Source organism: Vibrio hepatarius, from assembly GCF_018860525.1.
Taxonomy (GTDB): domain Bacteria; phylum Pseudomonadota; class Gammaproteobacteria; order Enterobacterales; family Vibrionaceae; genus Vibrio; species Vibrio hepatarius_B.
The window spans coordinates 54,225-71,514 of record NZ_JAHKPM010000060.1 but is presented as its reverse complement, the minus strand read 5'-3'; the positions used below and the strand labels follow the sequence as shown (position 1 = coordinate 71,514).

General features: G+C 43.7%; 19 protein-coding genes. 8 read left to right on the top strand and 11 right to left on the bottom strand.

The genetic code is table 11. The annotated features are described in order from the left end of the window. Positions 1-4: 4 nt before the first annotated feature. Positions 5-814, top strand: a complete 810-nt coding sequence (locus KO511_RS17165) for a MetQ/NlpA family lipoprotein (protein WP_215988629.1) — start codon at positions 5-7, stop codon at positions 812-814. A gap of 116 nt (positions 815-930) precedes the next feature. On the opposite strand, the gene upp is transcribed toward KO511_RS17165, so the two are convergent. After that, the gene (gene upp, locus KO511_RS17160; protein ID WP_215988628.1) at positions 931-1,557 is read right to left on the bottom strand and encodes a uracil phosphoribosyltransferase; all 627 of its coding nucleotides are present in this window, start codon (positions 1,555-1,557) and stop codon (positions 931-933) included. A 177-nt stretch (positions 1,558-1,734) separates the two neighbouring features. Here upp and purM point away from each other — a divergent pair, with 177 nt between their 5' ends. The 3 genes from purM to KO511_RS17145 all read left to right on the top strand — a co-directional run bounded on the left by purM (position 1,735) and on the right by KO511_RS17145 (position 4,200). Then, the gene (gene purM / locus KO511_RS17155; RefSeq protein WP_215988627.1) at positions 1,735-2,775 is read left to right on the top strand and encodes a phosphoribosylformylglycinamidine cyclo-ligase; all 1,041 of its coding nucleotides are present in this window, start codon (positions 1,735-1,737) and stop codon (positions 2,773-2,775) included. Between the two features lie 3 nt (positions 2,776-2,778). After that, positions 2,779-3,420 carry a phosphoribosylglycinamide formyltransferase gene (gene purN / locus KO511_RS17150; RefSeq protein WP_215988626.1) on the top strand — a complete coding sequence of 214 codons (642 nt, stop codon included), beginning with the start codon at positions 2,779-2,781 and terminating at the stop codon, positions 3,418-3,420. Between the two features lie 129 nt (positions 3,421-3,549). Next, positions 3,550-4,200, top strand: a complete 651-nt coding sequence (locus tag KO511_RS17145; protein WP_215988625.1) for a tellurite resistance TerB family protein — start codon at positions 3,550-3,552, stop codon at positions 4,198-4,200. 84 nt (positions 4,201-4,284) lie between these two features. On the opposite strand, the gene KO511_RS17140 is transcribed toward KO511_RS17145, so the two are convergent. Then, the gene (locus KO511_RS17140) at positions 4,285-4,422 is read right to left on the bottom strand and encodes a hypothetical protein (RefSeq protein WP_215988624.1); all 138 of its coding nucleotides are present in this window, start codon (positions 4,420-4,422) and stop codon (positions 4,285-4,287) included. Positions 4,423-4,643: 221 nt separating this feature from the next. Here KO511_RS17140 and KO511_RS17135 point away from each other — a divergent pair, with 221 nt between their 5' ends. Both KO511_RS17135 and KO511_RS17130 read left to right on the top strand, forming a co-directional pair. After that, positions 4,644-4,853 (top strand): YaeP family protein, encoded by a 210-nt coding sequence (locus tag KO511_RS17135; protein WP_215988623.1) that lies wholly within the window; start codon positions 4,644-4,646, stop codon positions 4,851-4,853. Positions 4,854-4,922: 69 nt separating this feature from the next. Continuing rightward, positions 4,923-5,471 (top strand): thiamine phosphate synthase, encoded by a 549-nt coding sequence (locus KO511_RS17130; protein WP_252724425.1) that lies wholly within the window; start codon positions 4,923-4,925, stop codon positions 5,469-5,471. Between the two features lie 67 nt (positions 5,472-5,538). On the opposite strand, the gene wecB is transcribed toward KO511_RS17130, so the two are convergent. From wecB to purL, 6 genes are all read right to left on the bottom strand, one after another. Further along, entirely contained in the window at positions 5,539-6,663 is a 1,125-nt protein-coding gene (wecB, locus tag KO511_RS17125) for a non-hydrolyzing UDP-N-acetylglucosamine 2-epimerase (protein ID WP_215988622.1), read from the bottom strand. Positions 6,664-6,812: 149 nt separating this feature from the next. Beyond that, a complete protein-coding gene (locus KO511_RS17120) occupies positions 6,813-7,145 on the bottom strand; it encodes a hypothetical protein (protein WP_215988621.1) in 333 nt (110 codons plus the stop codon). Positions 7,146-7,225: 80 nt separating this feature from the next. Next, entirely contained in the window at positions 7,226-7,579 is a 354-nt protein-coding gene (locus KO511_RS17115; RefSeq protein ID WP_215988620.1) for a hypothetical protein, read from the bottom strand. 37 nt (positions 7,580-7,616) lie between these two features. Continuing rightward, positions 7,617-7,844, bottom strand: coding sequence for a hypothetical protein (locus tag KO511_RS17110; protein WP_215988619.1), 228 nt, complete (start codon positions 7,842-7,844; stop codon positions 7,617-7,619). Positions 7,845-8,630: 786 nt separating this feature from the next. Beyond that, on the bottom strand, positions 8,631-8,819 hold the full coding sequence (locus KO511_RS17105) for a DUF4250 domain-containing protein (protein ID WP_215988618.1): 189 nt from the start codon (positions 8,817-8,819) through the stop codon (positions 8,631-8,633). A gap of 127 nt (positions 8,820-8,946) precedes the next feature. Continuing rightward, entirely contained in the window at positions 8,947-12,870 is a 3,924-nt protein-coding gene (gene purL / locus KO511_RS17100) for a phosphoribosylformylglycinamidine synthase (protein ID WP_215988617.1), read from the bottom strand. Between the two features lie 276 nt (positions 12,871-13,146). On the opposite strand from purL, the gene mltF reads away from it, so the two are divergent. Together mltF and KO511_RS22480 are read left to right on the top strand one after the other, a co-directional pair. Next, positions 13,147-14,652: a membrane-bound lytic murein transglycosylase MltF gene (gene mltF / locus KO511_RS17095; RefSeq protein ID WP_215988709.1), complete on the top strand. Its 1,506-nt coding sequence runs from the start codon at positions 13,147-13,149 to the stop codon at positions 14,650-14,652. Positions 14,653-14,757: 105 nt separating this feature from the next. Next, on the top strand, positions 14,758-14,892 hold the full coding sequence (locus tag KO511_RS22480; RefSeq protein ID WP_289847800.1) for a hypothetical protein: 135 nt from the start codon (positions 14,758-14,760) through the stop codon (positions 14,890-14,892). A gap of 76 nt (positions 14,893-14,968) precedes the next feature. On the opposite strand, the gene tadA is transcribed toward KO511_RS22480, so the two are convergent. The 3 genes from tadA to KO511_RS17080 all read right to left on the bottom strand — a co-directional run bounded on the left by tadA (position 14,969) and on the right by KO511_RS17080 (position 17,290). After that, complete coding sequence (gene tadA / locus KO511_RS17090) at positions 14,969-15,490, bottom strand: tRNA adenosine(34) deaminase TadA (protein ID WP_215988616.1); 522 nt, start codon at positions 15,488-15,490, stop codon at positions 14,969-14,971. 104 nt (positions 15,491-15,594) lie between these two features. Next, positions 15,595-15,990: a type IV pilus modification PilV family protein gene (locus KO511_RS17085; RefSeq protein WP_215988615.1), complete on the bottom strand. Its 396-nt coding sequence runs from the start codon at positions 15,988-15,990 to the stop codon at positions 15,595-15,597. Beyond that, positions 15,980-17,290 (bottom strand): hypothetical protein, encoded by a 1,311-nt coding sequence (locus tag KO511_RS17080; RefSeq protein WP_215988614.1) that lies wholly within the window; start codon positions 17,288-17,290, stop codon positions 15,980-15,982. Before KO511_RS17080 ends, KO511_RS17085 begins: the two co-directional genes overlap by 11 nt.

Genomic DNA, 17,290 nt, shown 5'->3' with positions numbered 1-17,290 from the left:
AGTCATGAAATTTGGATTTAAAGGCCTGCTCGCTACAGCCCTAGCCACTTCTGCTCTAGTGTTAGCAGGGTGTGGTGACAAACAAACCGATACAAACAAAGTTAAAGTGGGTGTGATGGCTGGCGCTGAAGCACAAGTCGCTGAAGTGGCTGCTAAAGTAGCAAAAGAGAAATACGGCCTTGATGTTGAACTTGTCACCTTTACCGATTACGTCACGCCAAATGCAGCATTAGATGACGGTTCAATTGATATCAATGCATTTCAGCACAAACCTTACCTAGATCAACAGATCAAAGATCGTGAATACAAGCTCGCTATTGCTGGCAATACCTTTGTCTACCCAATTGCAGGCTACTCAAAGAAAATAAAATCTGTCGATGAAATCATTAAAGGCGATCGTATTGCTGTACCAAACGATCCTACCAACCTTGGCCGTTCACTCATATTGCTAGAACAACAAGGGATCATAAAACTACGTGAAGATGTAGGTCTACTGGCTACAGTCCGTGATATTAGCGAAAATCCAAAAAATGTCTCAATAGTTGAACTAGATGCCGCTCAGCTTCCACGTTCTTTAGATGATGTTGCACTCTCTGTAATCAACACAACTTATGCCAGCTCTATCAACCTTACTCCAGAAAAAGACGGGATATTTGTTGAAGATAAAGAGTCACCATACGTAAACATCATCGTGGCACGCGAAGATAATGTTAATGCCGAAAAAGTACAAAACTTCATCAAATCTTACCAAACTGAAGAAGTCTATAGCGCCGCTTATAAGATTTTCCAAGGTGGGATAGTAAAAGGTTGGTAATAAACATAGTTTTTAATCATCATAGTTTCTTGATAATAATATAGATAACTAACCGCATAAATTAACACACGAAAGAAGGGATCATAAGTTCCCTTCTTTCGTTCAATCTTACGCGCTTATTTAGTACCAAATATCTTGTCACCAGCATCGCCCAAGCCAGGTATGATATAGCCTTTATCATTAAGCTTTTCATCGATGGCCGCAGTGTAAAGTTCAATATCTGGATGCACCTTTTGAAGAGCTTCAATTCCCTCCGGAGCTGCGACTAACACTAATACTTTAATTTGGCTGCAACCTTTTTCTTTGAGCAAGTCGATGGTTGCGATCATTGACCCACCTGTTGCCAACATAGGATCAACGACCAAAGCAATTCTCTCGTCAATGTGTGAAGCGAGTTTGTTAAAGTAAGGCACAGGTTCAAGCGTTTCTTCATCACGATAAATGCCTACAACACTGATACGAGCACTTGGCACGTGCTCAAGTACGCCATCCATCATGCCTAACCCAGCACGCAAAATAGGTACTACAGTAACTTTCTTACCTTTGATCTGCTCTACTTCAACAAGACCATTCCAACCTTCAATGGTGACTTTTTCCATTGCAAAATCAGAAGTCGCTTCATATGTCAGCAGACTGCCCACTTCCGTTGCTAACTCACGAAAACGTTTTGTACTGATATCACCTTCTCTCATCAAACCAATTTTATGCTTAACCAGAGGGTGTTTTACTTCAACAACTTTCATTTCCATCTCCGAGTATTTAGGTAAAATTTAAACAAACCTGCTGATTATAAATGATTTCGTAATGTAATTCTTGAGTTAGAACAAAAGAAAAACCCACGCAAACGTTTGCCATATAGTGTTGTCCACTGTTAGAATAGTGCCGATTTCATATCCAATATTTAAACTGAGGACTTGCTTGTGAGTGCTGATAACACTTCTCTTAGCTATAAAGACGCTGGCGTAGACATCGATGCTGGTAACGCTCTAGTTGACCGTATCAAAGGGGCCGTTAAACGAACTCGCCGCCCTGAAGTCATGGGGGGCATTGGGGGGTTTGGTGCTCTGTGTGAGTTACCCACCAAATACAAGCAACCAGTACTTGTTTCAGGCACCGACGGGGTTGGGACAAAACTGCGTCTTGCACTGGATATGAACAAACATGACACCATCGGCATCGATCTTGTCGCTATGTGCGTCAATGATCTGATAGTTCAAGGTGCGGAGCCTTTATTTTTCCTCGATTACTATGCAACAGGCAAGCTTGATATTGATACCGCTGCGGATGTGGTTTCTGGTATCGCAGAAGGCTGTGTCCAATCTGGATGTGCTTTGATCGGTGGTGAAACCGCTGAAATGCCCGGTATGTACGAAGGTGAAGACTACGATGTGGCAGGGTTTTGCGTTGGTGTGGTTGAAAAAGCCGACATAATTGACGGCACTAAAGTCGCTGCTGGTGATGCGCTTATAGCCGTTGGTTCAAGTGGTCCGCATTCAAACGGCTACTCTCTGATACGTAAAATCATTGAAGTGTCTGGTGCCGATACTCACCAAGAGCTTGAAGGTCGAACCATAGGTGAACATTTACTAGAACCGACGAAGATCTACATCAAATCTGCACTTAAAATGATCGAAAAGCATGATATCCACGCGATTTCTCATATTACGGGTGGCGGCTTCTGGGAAAATATTCCTCGCGTTTTGCCAAATGGCACCAAAGCAGTTATCGATGGCAACAGCTGGCAATGGCCAAGTATCTTCGGCTGGTTACAAGAAAAAGGCAATGTGACCACTCATGAAATGTATCGCACCTTCAACTGTGGTGTTGGTTTAATCGTAGCTCTACCTAAAAGCCAAGCTCAAGCAGCGGTTGAACTCCTTGAAGCTGAAGGCGAGAAAGCATGGATCATTGGTGATATTGCCGATGCTGATGCAGGTGAAGAACAAGTTGAGATCAAATAAGCGATGAAAAGTATTGTTGTTTTAGTTTCAGGAAATGGTTCAAACTTACAGGCGATTATTGACGCTTGTGAAGATAAGATCACAACGGGCCGAGTAAGTGCTGTTTTTTCAAACAAAGCAACAGCTTATGGCTTAGAACGTACAAAAAAATCGGGCGCTGCCGCACATTCTTTAGATCCTAATACGTTCGACAACCGCGATGCATTTGATCGAGAGTTAATGAAGCAAATAGATGAGTATAAACCGGACGTGATTGTACTGGCCGGTTATATGCGTATTCTTAGTGGCGAGTTTGTTCGTCACTACATGGGGCGCATGATCAATATTCACCCATCACTACTGCCTAAATACCCTGGTCTTAACACCTATCAACGGGCTATTCACGCCGGTGATGAAGAGCATGGCACCAGTGTGCATTTTGTGACTGAACAACTCGATGGAGGGCCTGTTATCCTCCAAGCCAAAATACCAATCTTTGAAGATGACACTGTGGATACACTCACCAAGCGTGTCCAAGTTCAAGAGCACAATATCTACCCTTTGGTTGTGCAATGGCTGGTTGAAGAACGTCTAACGATGAAAAATGGCAAAGAAGCCTATCTAGATGGTCAGCGCCTTGGCATTCATGGCTATGCGCAAGATTAATTGTTTATAAATAAAAAAACGGGCTGGCCCGTTTTTTTTATTTCTCACTCACATCCTTTTTATCAATGCCTGTATTAATCTTGTATTCATTTACGTTAAGCTAGACTGGCTAAAACCAAGGAGGCATGAATGGATTTAAAAAGTTTACTCAATCAGGCATTAAACTCTGAGCTCGCTCGCCAAGGCCAACAGAAAGTTCAGCAGGCCTCAAGCTCTGGTTCGCTTAAAACACTCGGTGCAGGCGCTCTAGGCGGTGGACTCGTCGGCCTATTAATGGGCTCTAAAAAGAGTAAAAAGCTCGGCAAAAAAGTCGGTAAAAATGCACTAAAGATTGGCGGCGCGGCGGCACTTGGAGCTCTCGCATACTCTGCATACAATAATTGGCAAAGTAAGCAGTCAGCCACCGAAAATAGTGAGAACTTCAATAGCGATGACGACATACACCAACAACTAATTTTAAAAGCTATGATTGCCGCAGCAAAAGCCGATGGTCATGTAGATAATGATGAGATGCAACGTATTGAGTCGACGCTTCAAGAAGCGGGAGCAGATACTCAGCTGCAAACTATGCTGCGCAATGAACTGAATAAGCCTCTAGATCCAAGTGAAATTGCCAAGCTTGCACAATCGCCACAGCAAGCCAGTGAAATCTATCTTGCTTCATTGATTGTTATTGACGAGCAAAATTTTATGGAGAAGGCTTACCTGCAAGAGCTCGCAAAACAGCTGCAACTAGCACCAGATTTGACTGCTCAACTTGAATTGCAGCTGCAAAGTTAGTCATGACTTGGGTGGGTACTCACATCCAAAAATGGGACCAGTTTGGTCCCATTTTTACTTTAACCGAATGTTATTTAGCGAGGCTTAGTTCTCAGGCATACAAAAGCAGCCCGTTGTAGCACCGCAACGTAACACTTTACCTTCTGGGCATGGGTACTCTTCCTCAGATGCACTAGCCATTGCCGACATACAAACCATTAAAACTAATAGTATTTTTTTCATTTTATTTTCCTTGTTATGAACTCGGCACTATATGTTATTAATTTGTAAAATCTATTTTTTTACCTATATAAAGCCTGATTTTGAGACAATCAGCCCAAAGGGGATAACTTGGCCATATCAACCCATCCTTTGCGCGCGATCAAACCATATTTTAGGGTTCAGTCGTTACTATGGGTATATTCAATAGCACCTTAAATAAATGAAAAAGGAATAAATTAAAAATGAAAGTGTATGACTGTTGTGAGTTAATTCGAGAACTTTACGCCCAAATCGGCAGCGGCGATCAAGCCTATGTGCCGAAAGCCATTAACTGCACCTTACGCGCGCTCAATGATATTGCCGCGCAAAACGACCTGCCTAAAGAAATACGAGAAAAAGCCGCTTTTGCGGCAGCCAACCTGCTGATTTCAGATTTTGAAGACACTGCATAACCTTTATAAAAACGCAGGCTAGTGGTATTTTCCTACTAGATTGAGCGGTATATTGATAAGGAACTGAGCTTGAGCCAATTACCAAGGAAATACGCCATTACAGGTAATGAAGAAAACTTAGACGTTATTACCCAGATGCTAGAGAAAAAATGTAGGGCTGGCATGAGTCAAATCCGAGCCAAAAATCATACTCTCACCACACTCAAAGAGGTAATGGGCTCGAAACTAACGGGTATAGTCTTGCTAAACTCAGCCTCATATGATGGCAGCCAGCTTGGCCCTTTCCAAGGCGTCCATTTAACCTCAAAAGATGCCCAAGATACAGCGCTTATCAAAGATATCAAAAAAGCGGGGGCGCGCTATATCGCCGCCTCATGTCACAATGAAGCTGAACTAGAGATTGCCAACAGCGTAAAATGTGACTTTGTGACGATTTCTCCCGTTCATATTGCCAGCTGCCACCCACAAGCCACACCGATTGGGTGGCAACGCTTTTCACAGCTTGCCAGTATTGCAAAAATGCCAGCCTTTGCTCTAGGCGGAGTGAGCGTCAATGACCTAGCCACGGCGCAAAAATATGGCGCTTACGGCGTATCTGGCATTAGTCACTTTTGGTGATAGCATCATTAATCTATGTCTTATAATCTTAATGGTTTAAAGTAAGCAAGTACTTACTTTAAAATCTCTACTTGGCTAATTGTGCCAATATTCTTGCGCACGCTTTGCCATCGCCATAAGGGTTATGAGCAAAGCTCATGGCCTGATAGGCTTTTTGAGAGCAAAGCAAGGTTTCAAGATGAGCCGTAATAGTGTGCACTTCTGTGCCAACCAGTTTTACGGTACCTGCTTTTACCGCTTCTGGGCGCTCTGTCGTTTCTCTTGTGACCAGTACTGGCTTACCCAAGGCTGGCGCTTCTTCTTGAATACCACCCGAGTCGGTTAAAATAATATCGGCTTTATCCATTAAGTAGACAAAAGGTAAATACTGCAAAGGCTCAATCAGTGAAATATTGTCGATGCCGCCAAGCAAGCGGTTAACTGGCTCTTGCACATTAGGATTAAGGTGCACGGGGTAAACAATATCAACTTCTGGGTGATTTTGTGCCACCGTGACTAATGCTTGGCAAATATTTTCAAACCCTGTGCCAAAGCTTTCTCGTCTATGGCCTGTCACTAAAATGAGCTTTTTATCTGGCTTTAAGAAGTGGAACTGGCGTTTAAGCGCGGCTTTAAGTTCCAAGTCTGAGCCCAATTTTTCTTTAATCAGATGCAGAGCATCAATAACCGTATTACCCGTGACGCAAATTCGCTTGTGTGGAACATTTTCTGCCACTAAGTTGGCTTTTGAGGTCTCGGTTGGCGCAAAGTGATAATGCGCAAATACCCCAGTGAGTCGCCTGTTGGCTTCTTCTGGCCACGGCGAATAGAGATCGCCCGTTCTAAGCCCTGCTTCAACGTGGCCAATGGCAATTTGCTCATAATAGGCCGCTAAACTCGCAGCAAAAGTGGTGGCCGTATCACCATGCACTAACACTATATCTGGCTTAAACGCTGTTAATATTGGCTTAAGTTCAAGCACAATACGCGCAGTGACTTCATTGAGCGTTTGACCTTGCTGCATCACATTTAAATCGTAATCTGGGGTAATTGAGAACACCTCAAGCACCTGATCGAGCATTTCTCTGTGCTGCGCGGTCACGCAGCATTTTGCTTCAAAACGCGCATCTTTAGCTAGCGCATCAACTAAAGGTGCCATTTTAATCGCCTCTGGCCGAGTACCAAAGACGCTAAGTATTTTTTTCTTCGCCATCACCTATTCACCATAACTCTAAAATAATACTGAGTTTTCTCCTCAAAACCTGTAAGTTTTAAGAAGAAAATTGATCACTTAGGCTATAACAGGTGCACTAGGCGCAGCTTGGACGTTTTAACTGACTAAAACTTACTGTTTTTACTAGGTTAGTTTGATTTAAGCTGCACGTACTCTAGTTCACATTTAGGGTGACCTTCTTTGATCCTTAATACGATTTTTTTGTCGGACATATATGCAGATAAAAGGCTGGAATATACTTGTGATGCATTATTCGATTGAGGGTTTAGTGTAAAATACACATTGGATATTGGACTACAATTTGCTTTCCTCTCATCAAGCGGTGTGCCTATATATATATCGCCATTAACTTTTGTATAAAGCATTTCTATTGTTGATTCACACCCCCAGTTTTCACATCCATCAGCAAATGAAAATGTTGAAATAAGAGTTAATATCAGTGGGAAGAGTTTAATTTTCATTGTAAAATCCTATATTTATATAATAGTTAGAAAAATAATTTTTTATTAGTTTTCTTTTAAAAGGAGGCAAGTCTTGCCTCCTAATTTAAACGCTTACTTTTAATCGTTAACAATGCCCACATAAACTGGGCCAGGAGCTGAGCCATAGTGAGGTAAAGTTTCACATGTATACGATGTGTAATAAGTCGCAATTTTTTTCCTGTCGACTGAGCGGTTAATAAAGTGCTTAGCATACCTTTACAAGCCTCTGGACTCAAACCTTTCCAATCATTTTTGAGGCTACACATAACGGTATAGTCACCTCTGTAACTGGTTCTGACATTTACCTTTCCATTACCATAGACCAAAACATTTTTGACTGTACCTGAGCATCCATAGCCTGCCGATACCGATGAACTGGCGAATAGTAACCCTAATACGATTATTTTTTTCATTTTTTTCTCTTTTATTTTCTATTAAATATTGGTTGTTTTATTTTGCTCCTTGGTAAAGCTGAGTTACCTTAAAATGCGCAGCATCTTTACAATTTCCTCTAGCGTATATAGTTCTGTTTTGTGCTTGCGAAGAAAGTACAAGACTTAACATGGCTTCTGAAGTCGGAGTCTCATGCTTTACAATAAAGAGATGTTGGGCATCTTTGCAACCTGGCGCTCCCCAACCTTGATCCGATTTAAAGTAATATATACCACTATTATCCATACTGATTCTATCCACGATACGCGGCTGGGTATTTACATCAGCAAAAGAATAAGCGCTAAATAAAAGCGTAAAGATTAAAGCTATTTTTTCATCATTAACCTATTTTGGTTTTAAGATTGACGTTTAAAAGCCCCCTTAATATCAAGAGGCATGGTTTTATTTTGCAGCTACCGTATAGATAGCAAATCTATCGGGTTGGTTTTTGACCAAAACCTCTATAAATAAAGTGAAATCTTGCTCGTCTAGATAAATAGGTTGCCGTGCATTACCACGGGATGTCACATGATATAACGCACCAGAAAATGTTCTGCTCCATTAAAGCTAGCCGATACGGCTCATGTGTCTGCGTATAGCAAACACATAAATTGACACAATAATTTCCAAGCTGGGATTGTAATTTACATTTATATACATTAAATAAATAAATTGCATGATCTGACATTACTCACAATAAATTTATTATTTTAATTTATCATTTCAGGCACTTAAATTAGATAAATCTTAAATAAGAGAATTTACGACTAAAAAGCACCAAGTATTGTTGCTGAGTATCACGATCTAGTAGAAAGCCCAAATTGGCCATATAAGTAAATTGGTAGTCTTTTTATCGAAAGTCAGCCAGATTTTATTGGGGTAATCTTTATCTCATCAATACCGATAAAGAAAACCGATAAGAAGAAAACCGATGAGGGCAAAATTGTTCGCTGTCAGGAGCTAACTCGAATGATACCAGGGCAAGCGCATGATGAAGATTTGGGCAGTCGCCACTAAGGGACGGCCAAAGGCTTAGCGAAACTGCTTAGCTTCGGCTAAATATTCAAAGCCAGCTTCAGCGAGTTTTTCTACCAGCTTGGTTTTATCAATATCATAAAATCGGACTAGGCTGTCCAAATCGCCAAATTCATCGCGAATTTTCATATTCACCATGCTAAGTAGGATAAAGGTATCCATGGTCTCAAAATGTTCTAGGCTCATTGGTTTTCCTTAGCGTACAAAATAAGCTTACTATAACAAAAGCGCCCTATTTTTCTAGTCATGAAAAACAAAGCGCAAGCCAATGACCTGCGCTTTTTATCTTTGTATTTAGAAATGAAATACCGACTTAGCCTAGGTTCTTACGCGCGTTTTGGAACATACGCATCCAAGCGCCATTTTCACCCCAATCTTGCGGTGCCCATGAATTTGCCACAGTGCGGAACACACGCTCTGGGTGCGGCATCATAATGGTTACACGGCCATCTTGAGTGGTTAAACCTGTGATTGCATTTGGCGAACCATTTGGATTATTCGGGTACTGCTGAGTCGGTTTGCCAAAGTTATCGACATAACGTACAGCTACTGTGCCAGATTGCTCTATCGCGGCAAGGTGATCGCCACCTTCAACTTCTACTTGGCCTTCACCGTGGGAAACCGCAATTGGCATCCGAGAGCCAGCCATTCCATCAAAGAAAACTGAATCGGATTTTTGCACTTCAACCAAACTAAAGCGGGCTTCAAAACGCTCAGATTGATTGCGCACAAACCGTGGCCAAAGATCAGCCCCCGGAATCAACCCCTTGAGATTGGAAAGCATCTGACAGCCGTTACACACACCCAATGAGAAAGTATTGTCACGATTAAAGAAAGCTTCAAATTGCTCACGAGCCGCATTATTAAACAAGATAGATTTTGCCCAACCTTCACCCGCGCCCAGTACATCACCATAAGAGAAGCCGCCACAAGCGACAAGGCCGTGGTACTCATCCAGTGCTGCTTGACCAGTTAGAATGTCACTCATGTGGATATCGGTTGATTCAAAACCAGCTCTATCAAACGCTGCGGCCATTTCAACGTGAGAGTTAACACCTTGCTCACGTAAAATCGCCATTTTCGGCTTCGCGCCAGTGGCAATATAAGGCGCTGCAATATCTTGGTTAACATCAAAGCTTAAAGACACATTCAAGCCTGGATCAGCATCGTTTTGCTTAGCTGAAAATTCTTGATCGGCGCACGCTGGGTTATCACGCAGCGCTTGCATTTTATGCGTGGTTTCTGCCCAAATAGTGCGAAGATCAGTACGTGAGCGATCAAGAAGTACCTCATCACCAGATGTGATGACGAACTTATCTGACGCTTCTACGCTGCCAATGACATGAGTGCAGCTTTCAAGGCCATAAGCGGATAAAGTAGAGAGAACCGAGTCTAGCTCGTCGCTGCTCACTTGCACTACTGCGCCAAGTTCTTCGTTAAACAGAGCGGCTAATACGTCTTGCTCTTGCGCAGCGCTTGCAATTTGAGCAATATCGACCTGCACGCCGCAGTGACCCGCAAATGCCATTTCAGCCAGAGTCACAACAAGGCCGCCATCGCCTTTATCATGGTAGGCAAGCAGTTTGTCTTTGCGCACCAGAGTTTGCATCGCATCAAAGAAGCCTTTCAGCTGCTCTGCGTTATCGACATCGGCAGGTTTATCACCTAATTGCTTATATACTTGCGCAAGCGCCGTCGCGCCAAGGCGATTCTTACCGTTAGCTAAATCAATCAGCACCAGCGAAGTCTCACCTAAGCCTTGTGACGTCGCTGGTGTTAAAAGCTGTGGCGTGATGGTTTTGCGCACATCTTCAACTCGGCCAAAGGCGGTAATAACCAGTGACAGTGGTGAAGTCACTTTCTTGTCTTCGCCGTTATCTTGCCACTTTGTTTTCATCGACATAGAGTCTTTACCAACAGGAATGGTCAAGCCAAGCGCAGGACACAACTCTTCACCAACGGCTTTTACTGCTTGGTATAAACCTGCATCTTCACCTGGGTGACCGGCTGGCGACATCCAGTTAGCTGACAATTTAATGTGCTTGATATCACCAATATCGGTGGCAGCAATATTAGTTAACGCTTCTCCAACCGCCAAACGTGCAGAGGCTGCAAAGTCTAGTAGGGCGACGGGGGTGCGCTCACCCATTGACATGGCTTCGCCGTGGTAAGTATCATAACTTGCCGCAGTCACTGCGCAGTTAGCTACCGGTACTTGCCAAGGCCCCACCATTTGGTCACGGGCGACAAGGCCAGTCACCGTGCGGTCACCAATGGTAATAAGGAAGGTTTTCTCTGCAACCGCAGGAAGGCGCAACACGCGATCAACCGCTTGATTGATTTCAATACCATCACGGTTAATTGCAGGGCTATCCACCTTTAGCGTGGTTGCATCGCGATGCATCTTCGGCGCCTTACCAAGCAGAATATCCATCGGCATATCAATGGGCGTATTGTCGAAATGTGAGTCTTCTAAAGTCAGGTGGCGCTCTTTAGTTGCCTCGCCAACAACAGCATAAGGCGCGCGTTCACGCTGACAAATAGCTTCAAATACCGGCATATCTTGTTTAGCAACCGCCAACACATAACGCTCTTGAGACTCGTTACACCAGATTTCAAGTGGGCTCATTCCCGGCTCATCATTAGGTACATCACGCAGCTGGAATTTACCACCGCGTTCGCCGTCATCAACCAGTTCTGGAAGCGCATTAGAAATACCACCAGCACCCACATCGTGAATAAAGGCGATTGGGTTATCATCACCCAACTGCCAGCAACGATCGATGACTTCCTGACAGCGACGTTCCATTTCAGGGTTTTCACGCTGCACTGAAGCAAAATCTAAATCTTCTGCTGATTGACCCGAAGCCATTGACGAAGCGGCGCCACCGCCAAGACCGATGTTCATCGCTGGGCCACCTAATACTATTAGGCTCGCCCCGACTGGAATGTCTTTCTTTTGTACGTGATCATCGCGGATGTTACCCATACCTCCCGCGATCATGATGGGCTTATGGTAACCACGTATTTCTTCACCAGCATGTGAAGTGACTTTTTCTTCGTAGGTACGGAAATAGCCTAGCAGATTCGGGCGGCCAAATTCATTATTAAATGCAGCGCCACCAAGTGGGCCTTCAAGCATAATATCCAGCGCATTAACAATGCGATCTGGTTTGCCAAAATTGGTTTCCCAAGGCTGCTCAAAACCAGGAATACGCAGGTTAGACGTGGTAAAACCAACCAAACCCGCTTTGGGCTTACCTCCAATTCCGGTTGCGCCTTCATCACGAATCTCACCACCGGATCCTGTTGATGCGCCCGGCCAAGGGGAGATGGCTGTCGGGTGGTTATGCGTTTCTACTTTCATCAAAATATGGGTATCTTCATGATGATAGCCATACTGACGAGTCGTAGGATCTGGGAAGAAACGACCTACTTTCGAACCTGTCATTACCGCAGCATTATCTTTATACGCTGACAATACGTGCTCAGGTGTTGTCTCATAGGTATTTTTAATCATTTTAAATAGAGACTTAGGCTGCTCAACACCATCGATTGTCCAATCGGCATTAAAAATTTTATGACGGCAATGCTCTGAATTAGCCTGAGCAAACATCATAAGTTCAATATCATTTGGATTACGGCCAAGTGTCGTAAAGCTCTCAACCAAGTAATCAATTTCATCTTCTGCTAAAGCGAGACCCAGCGTCAGATTCGCCTTCTCCAATGCCGCACGTCCACCATTGAGAATATCCACATCAGCAACCGGTGCCGGCTCTGCAACCGTAAATAAAGCCGACGCAGATTCAAGTTCAGTAAACACCACTTCCATCATGCGATCATGGATAATGGCTTTAACTTGCTGAACTTGATCCTCTGACAGCGAAGAAGAGGTATCTAGATAATACGCCGTACCACGTTCAAGGCGCTTGATTTTATCCAAACCACAATTGTTGGCGATATCGGTTGATTTTGAAGACCAAGGTGAGATGGTCCCCGGACGCGGCGTCACCAAGAGTAACAGACCTTGCGGCGCATGCTCTTCTATCGTCGGCCCATAAGTCAAAAGTTTTTCAACTTTCTCAAGCTCAGACGGGTTTAGGTCTTCAGTTAGATCAGCAAAATGCATAAACTCAGCGTAAACTCCTATAACAGGCAAGTCTTGTTCACGGCAAAGTTCGAGTAGTTTGTTAACACGAAACTCAGAAAGAGCTGGGGAGCCACGCAAAATTCTCATGTGCTTAGGTCTCTTGTATTAAGGTAATATGGGAATAAACTCAGAAGGTTATATGAAAATACCTCGAACTTATGCCGATGCTACCTCGCGATGTCGAGCCGTATTATAAAGGATTTATTTTTGTGATGTAACACCAAAGGCAACCGTTTGCGTCATTTTTTTCTGCAAATTTGAATTACCGCCGTAATCGCAATTTTAAATCTTAGCCCTGATTGACTTGCCTTGTCACGACACTCTGATATAAATGCTCATAATGGAAGTATGAGAATGTGGTCAATGAAGAAGCATTACTTAAAACGTTGGACATCCATCAGCACCTTGTTGGTTTCTGCCTTAATCTTGTCCGGCTGCCAAATCGAATCTGAGCCTAAAAGTGACTTAGACCAAATTCGTGAGCGCGGCGTACTACGCGTTGGTACGTTAAACAACCAGCTTTCCTATTATATTGGCCCTGATGGCCCTGCTGGTTTGGATTATGAATTGGCACGTGAATTTGCCAATGAGCTCGGGGTTCAACTTGAAATGAAGCCCGCCTATCGAATATCGTCACTCTACCCTGCGCTTGAAAAAGGTGAGATTGATGTCATTGCAGCAGGCCTTATTCTATCGCCTGAACGGATGGAACGTTTTCGCCCCGGCCCAGCGTATTACTATGTCAGCCAGCAAGTCGTCTACAAAAAAGGCAACTGGCGACCACGGAATCTAGAGCAGCTAGTCAACAGACATGACGACAATGATGACCCAGCTGCCATGCTCAAAATCGTTAGTGATTCCCATGTAAAAAAAACGCTCAATACTATCAGGGAAAAAAAACATCCAGATTTTGTGTTTGAAGTCGACCCGGAAGCCGAAGTCAGTGATTTGCTAAAACAAGTTGCCCAAGGTGAGCTGATGTTTACTGTCGCTGATTCAGTTGAATTATCTCTTTCACAAAGGGTTTATCCAGAAGTCGCGGTCGCTTTTGAGCTTACCGAAGACCAACCCATTTCATGGTTTGTGCGACGCTCCGAAGATGAAAGCCTATATGCCTTGATGATTGAATTCTTTGGTTATACCAAACAATCTGGGCTCCTTGCTTCATTAGAAGAAAAGTATATTGGCCATATTGGTAGCTTTGATTATGTCGACACACGCGCTTTTATCAGAGCGTTGAATAGCAAGCTTCCTCAATGGTCACCGCTGTTTAAACAATATTCTGACGAATTTGATTGGCGTTTGGTCGCCGCTTTGGCTTATCAAGAGTCTCACTGGAATCCACGTGCAAAATCCCCCACTGGTGTACGTGGTATGATGATGTTGACCTTACCCACCGCGAAAAGTGTTGGAGTCACTAACCGCCTCGATCCACAGCAATCAGTACGCGGAGGCGTTGAATACTTACGACGTATGGTCTCTCGTATTCCTGACTCTGTCGCCATGCATGAAAAAATCTGGTTTGCGCTTGCCGCCTACAATGTCGGATACGGGCATATGATGGATGCAAGAAGACTGACCAAAACGCAAGGGGCGAACCCCAACTCATGGGTCGACGTCAAAGATCGTTTACCGCTACTTCGGCAGAAAAAATACTTCAGTCAAACACGCTATGGTTACGCTAGAGGAGATGAAGCTAAAAATTATGTCGAAAATATTCGCCGTTATTACCAAAGCATCATCGGCCACATTGATCAAAAACCCATCGAAAATAGCGATGTTAACATTGACGACCTAGCTGTAATTGAACTTCCAGAAGCGGCACTCTCTACAGCAGAAGCTGTATTACCTGAGCAAACGCAAGAGTAATTAAAGTTTAATAATTCAAGTGCATTTAAGCACTTGAATTATTGCCCTGCGCCCAAACATAGTAACTGGTATCAAAAATATACGCCTACTTAGGAGGGTGTTCATATGCGTAGAAACAAAATTCAGTCAAGGCGCTTTAGTAAAACCATTGCGGCCAACCGTCGCAAAAGAATGCTCAGTAATAACAAGAAAAAAGTGATTGCACGCCACCGAGCCTTTATGCAGCTCATTTGTACTTAATTACTACGGATAAACATGTATTGGATAGAGTCTGACATCTTTCTATGCTCAATGAATAGCGAAAGGCATGCAGACTCTAATGTTCTGGAGGCTGTTGATCTTTGATGTGCTGCTTAAGGGCTTTTTTTTCTTTACGGCGACGTTTAAAAAAAGCTTGCAGCTGTATCCTACACTCTTCTTCTAATAACCCTTGCTCTATATTTGCATGGTGGTAAGCAGCTTGGTGCTCGAACAAGTTTAAAACGGTTCCCGCAGCGCCCGACTTTAAATCCTGTGCTCCAAATATTATGCGCTGCACTCTGCTATGTAGCAGTGCACCGGCGCACATTGGGCAAGGCTCGAGTGTGACATATAAGGTGGTATCAAGCAGTCGATAGTTTTTTAATTTTTGCCCTGCCTTGCGCAACACCTGCATTTCCGCATGGGCGGTCGCATCATGCAGAGCAATAGACTGATTCCACCCCTCAGCAATTATCTTCCCTTCTCTTACAAGTACCGCGCCGACAGGCACTTCTCCCTCTAGTTCAGCCTGTGCTGCTAGCTCTATGGCTCTTTGCATAAATAAGTGATCTTGTTCGCTAAATTGAGGTTGTGGCAAAGGAGCTCCTAGCTATATATCTGGGTATTGGATAATTTTACAATTAACTCAAGATAAGTAAAAGCGCCCATATTGATGCTTTAGCATAATAATTTTAGCCCAATTTAAGAGCCGACCATACCCTGCATGACAAACAACGTATTAAAGCTGATCGCATAAACACGACCGTGCCGCCCTTTCCAGCAAACGTCAATCTTGACTTTTTTAGCTTGTGTACCACCAAGTAACACAGACTCTACTGTACAATGTCGCTGTAAATGCTCGCCGTCAATAGAAGCGCACCCAGCTGTAGATTGGCAACCCTCTGGCCAGTATCCATGGGCTGAGAAGGCTTCCAAGCTCGACTCAGCCAGACTAAGAGCAGCCAATCTTTTTTCCGCCATTCCAGATTTAGCTTCAATATCAATATGGAGTTTCACGAGTCCCATCGCACTCACCGCCACTATCGCAAGCGCGATCAATACTTCTATCAAACTCGTACCTGCTTGATTAGAAGTCATACCAGCTGCCTAAAACCCATGTTAAAGAGTGATAATCACGTGCAACAGATTCGGTCACATACTTGCTGTACTCTGTGCTTAGTGACCCATTAATTAAAGCGTAGCGCTCAGGTGCATCGAGCACTAAGCCTCCAAGTGGATAAAAGCGGCCATTTTGAAAATAACTCACTTGCTGTTTGCGTAACCGAGTGACAAATGACAGTTCCTCTATCGTTTGGCCCAAAGCTGACGGTGGCTTATCATTTGCTGTCTTTGACCAGTCGTTGTCACCTAGCGGTAAATCGGATGTCACCAAATGATAGACCAACCCTTTAAGTGGCTGCTGAGCTGAAATGGAAACAATACCGTTGTGAAAAACTAGCACTAAGCCGGATTCTAAGTGAGTCTCAATAGCAAGATTAATCGCGTAGATATCCTCGTCACTAAGCTCACATCCACCATACACCCAAATCAGCTGATGAGCCGCTTTCACTAAGCTCACAACCTCCTGACCACAATTATTAATAAACACAGCCTTTGGCAACTGGGTAGCATCAGTGGGCATCGACTCGGTTAGCCAAATGGGCACATGCGCTAGCCGAGACGTATCTGACATCACACTAAACCATTCGTGGCGTTCAAGATTAAACACCTCTTTAAAAGGGTCAATGTCCGGCTCAAAGCTAAAGTCATTTAGGGTATCTTCTAACCGCCACGCTAGGCTGGTAAAATAAGAGTCGGCGCATTGTCGGCGTGGAATACTATCTACTGTTGGAAAACTATTTACGCTAGGAAAATAACGAGTTTCAAGATCAGCTTGGTAAGAATACTTACTTGAGAAACTTTGCGCATAAAGCTCTCCAATATAACGCAATGAGTAGCACTGCCAATCGGTGTTATTTATTCTCGGGCCAATATTGGGGTCGATACTCAGATTGCCATTGACCAGCAAATTCGATCTTGTTGTTATAGGGCTGGTTATTTTCAGCTCAGGTAAATAGAAAGCTTTACTCAAAGTGACATAACCACTGCTAGAGCGAATGATATTGGGCGTTCCTTGTTCAATTTTCAGCTCATCTAAGCCCAGCATTGCGATACAATCACTGAAATTTTGAGTCAGTTCCCCACTACCTAACATCTTAGTGAATGCACATTCAAGCCCACCTTCTGCTTGCCAATACGATCGACGGCCATCAACCTGATTATTGCTGTGTTTGAGCTGATACCATACACCTTTGGCGCTTGCCATTACCAAAGTTAAGATAATACTTACCAGTACACTCGTTATGATAATGGTCGTAGCCCCACATTGCGGCTTCAC

Bases quoted from the DNA above. Each gene is read 5' to 3' on its own strand.
- KO511_RS17165 (WP_215988629.1), top strand. From the start codon at position 5: ATGAAATTTGGATTTAAAGGCCTGCTCGCTACAGCCCTAGCCACTTCT.
- upp (WP_215988628.1), bottom strand. From the start codon at position 1,557: ATGAAAGTTGTTGAAGTAAAACACCCTCTGGTTAAGCATAAAATTGGT.
- purN (WP_215988626.1), top strand. From the start codon at position 2,779: ATGAAAAGTATTGTTGTTTTAGTTTCAGGAAATGGTTCAAACTTACAG.
- KO511_RS17145 (WP_215988625.1), top strand. From the start codon at position 3,550: ATGGATTTAAAAAGTTTACTCAATCAGGCATTAAACTCTGAGCTCGCT.
- KO511_RS17140 (WP_215988624.1), bottom strand. From the start codon at position 4,422: ATGAAAAAAATACTATTAGTTTTAATGGTTTGTATGTCGGCAATGGCT.
- KO511_RS17135 (WP_215988623.1), top strand. From the start codon at position 4,644: ATGAAAGTGTATGACTGTTGTGAGTTAATTCGAGAACTTTACGCCCAA.
- wecB (WP_215988622.1), bottom strand. From the start codon at position 6,663: ATGGCGAAGAAAAAAATACTTAGCGTCTTTGGTACTCGGCCAGAGGCG.
- KO511_RS17120 (WP_215988621.1), bottom strand. From the start codon at position 7,145: ATGAAAATTAAACTCTTCCCACTGATATTAACTCTTATTTCAACATTT.
- KO511_RS17115 (WP_215988620.1), bottom strand. From the start codon at position 7,579: ATGAAAAAAATAATCGTATTAGGGTTACTATTCGCCAGTTCATCGGTA.
- KO511_RS17110 (WP_215988619.1), bottom strand. From the start codon at position 7,844: ATGGATAATAGTGGTATATATTACTTTAAATCGGATCAAGGTTGGGGA.
- KO511_RS17105 (WP_215988618.1), bottom strand. From the start codon at position 8,819: ATGAGCCTAGAACATTTTGAGACCATGGATACCTTTATCCTACTTAGC.
- purL (WP_215988617.1), bottom strand. From the start codon at position 12,870: ATGAGAATTTTGCGTGGCTCCCCAGCTCTTTCTGAGTTTCGTGTTAAC.
- mltF (WP_215988709.1), top strand. From the start codon at position 13,147: ATGAAGAAGCATTACTTAAAACGTTGGACATCCATCAGCACCTTGTTG.
- KO511_RS22480 (WP_289847800.1), top strand. From the start codon at position 14,758: ATGCGTAGAAACAAAATTCAGTCAAGGCGCTTTAGTAAAACCATTGCG.
- KO511_RS17085 (WP_215988615.1), bottom strand. From the start codon at position 15,990: ATGACTTCTAATCAAGCAGGTACGAGTTTGATAGAAGTATTGATCGCG.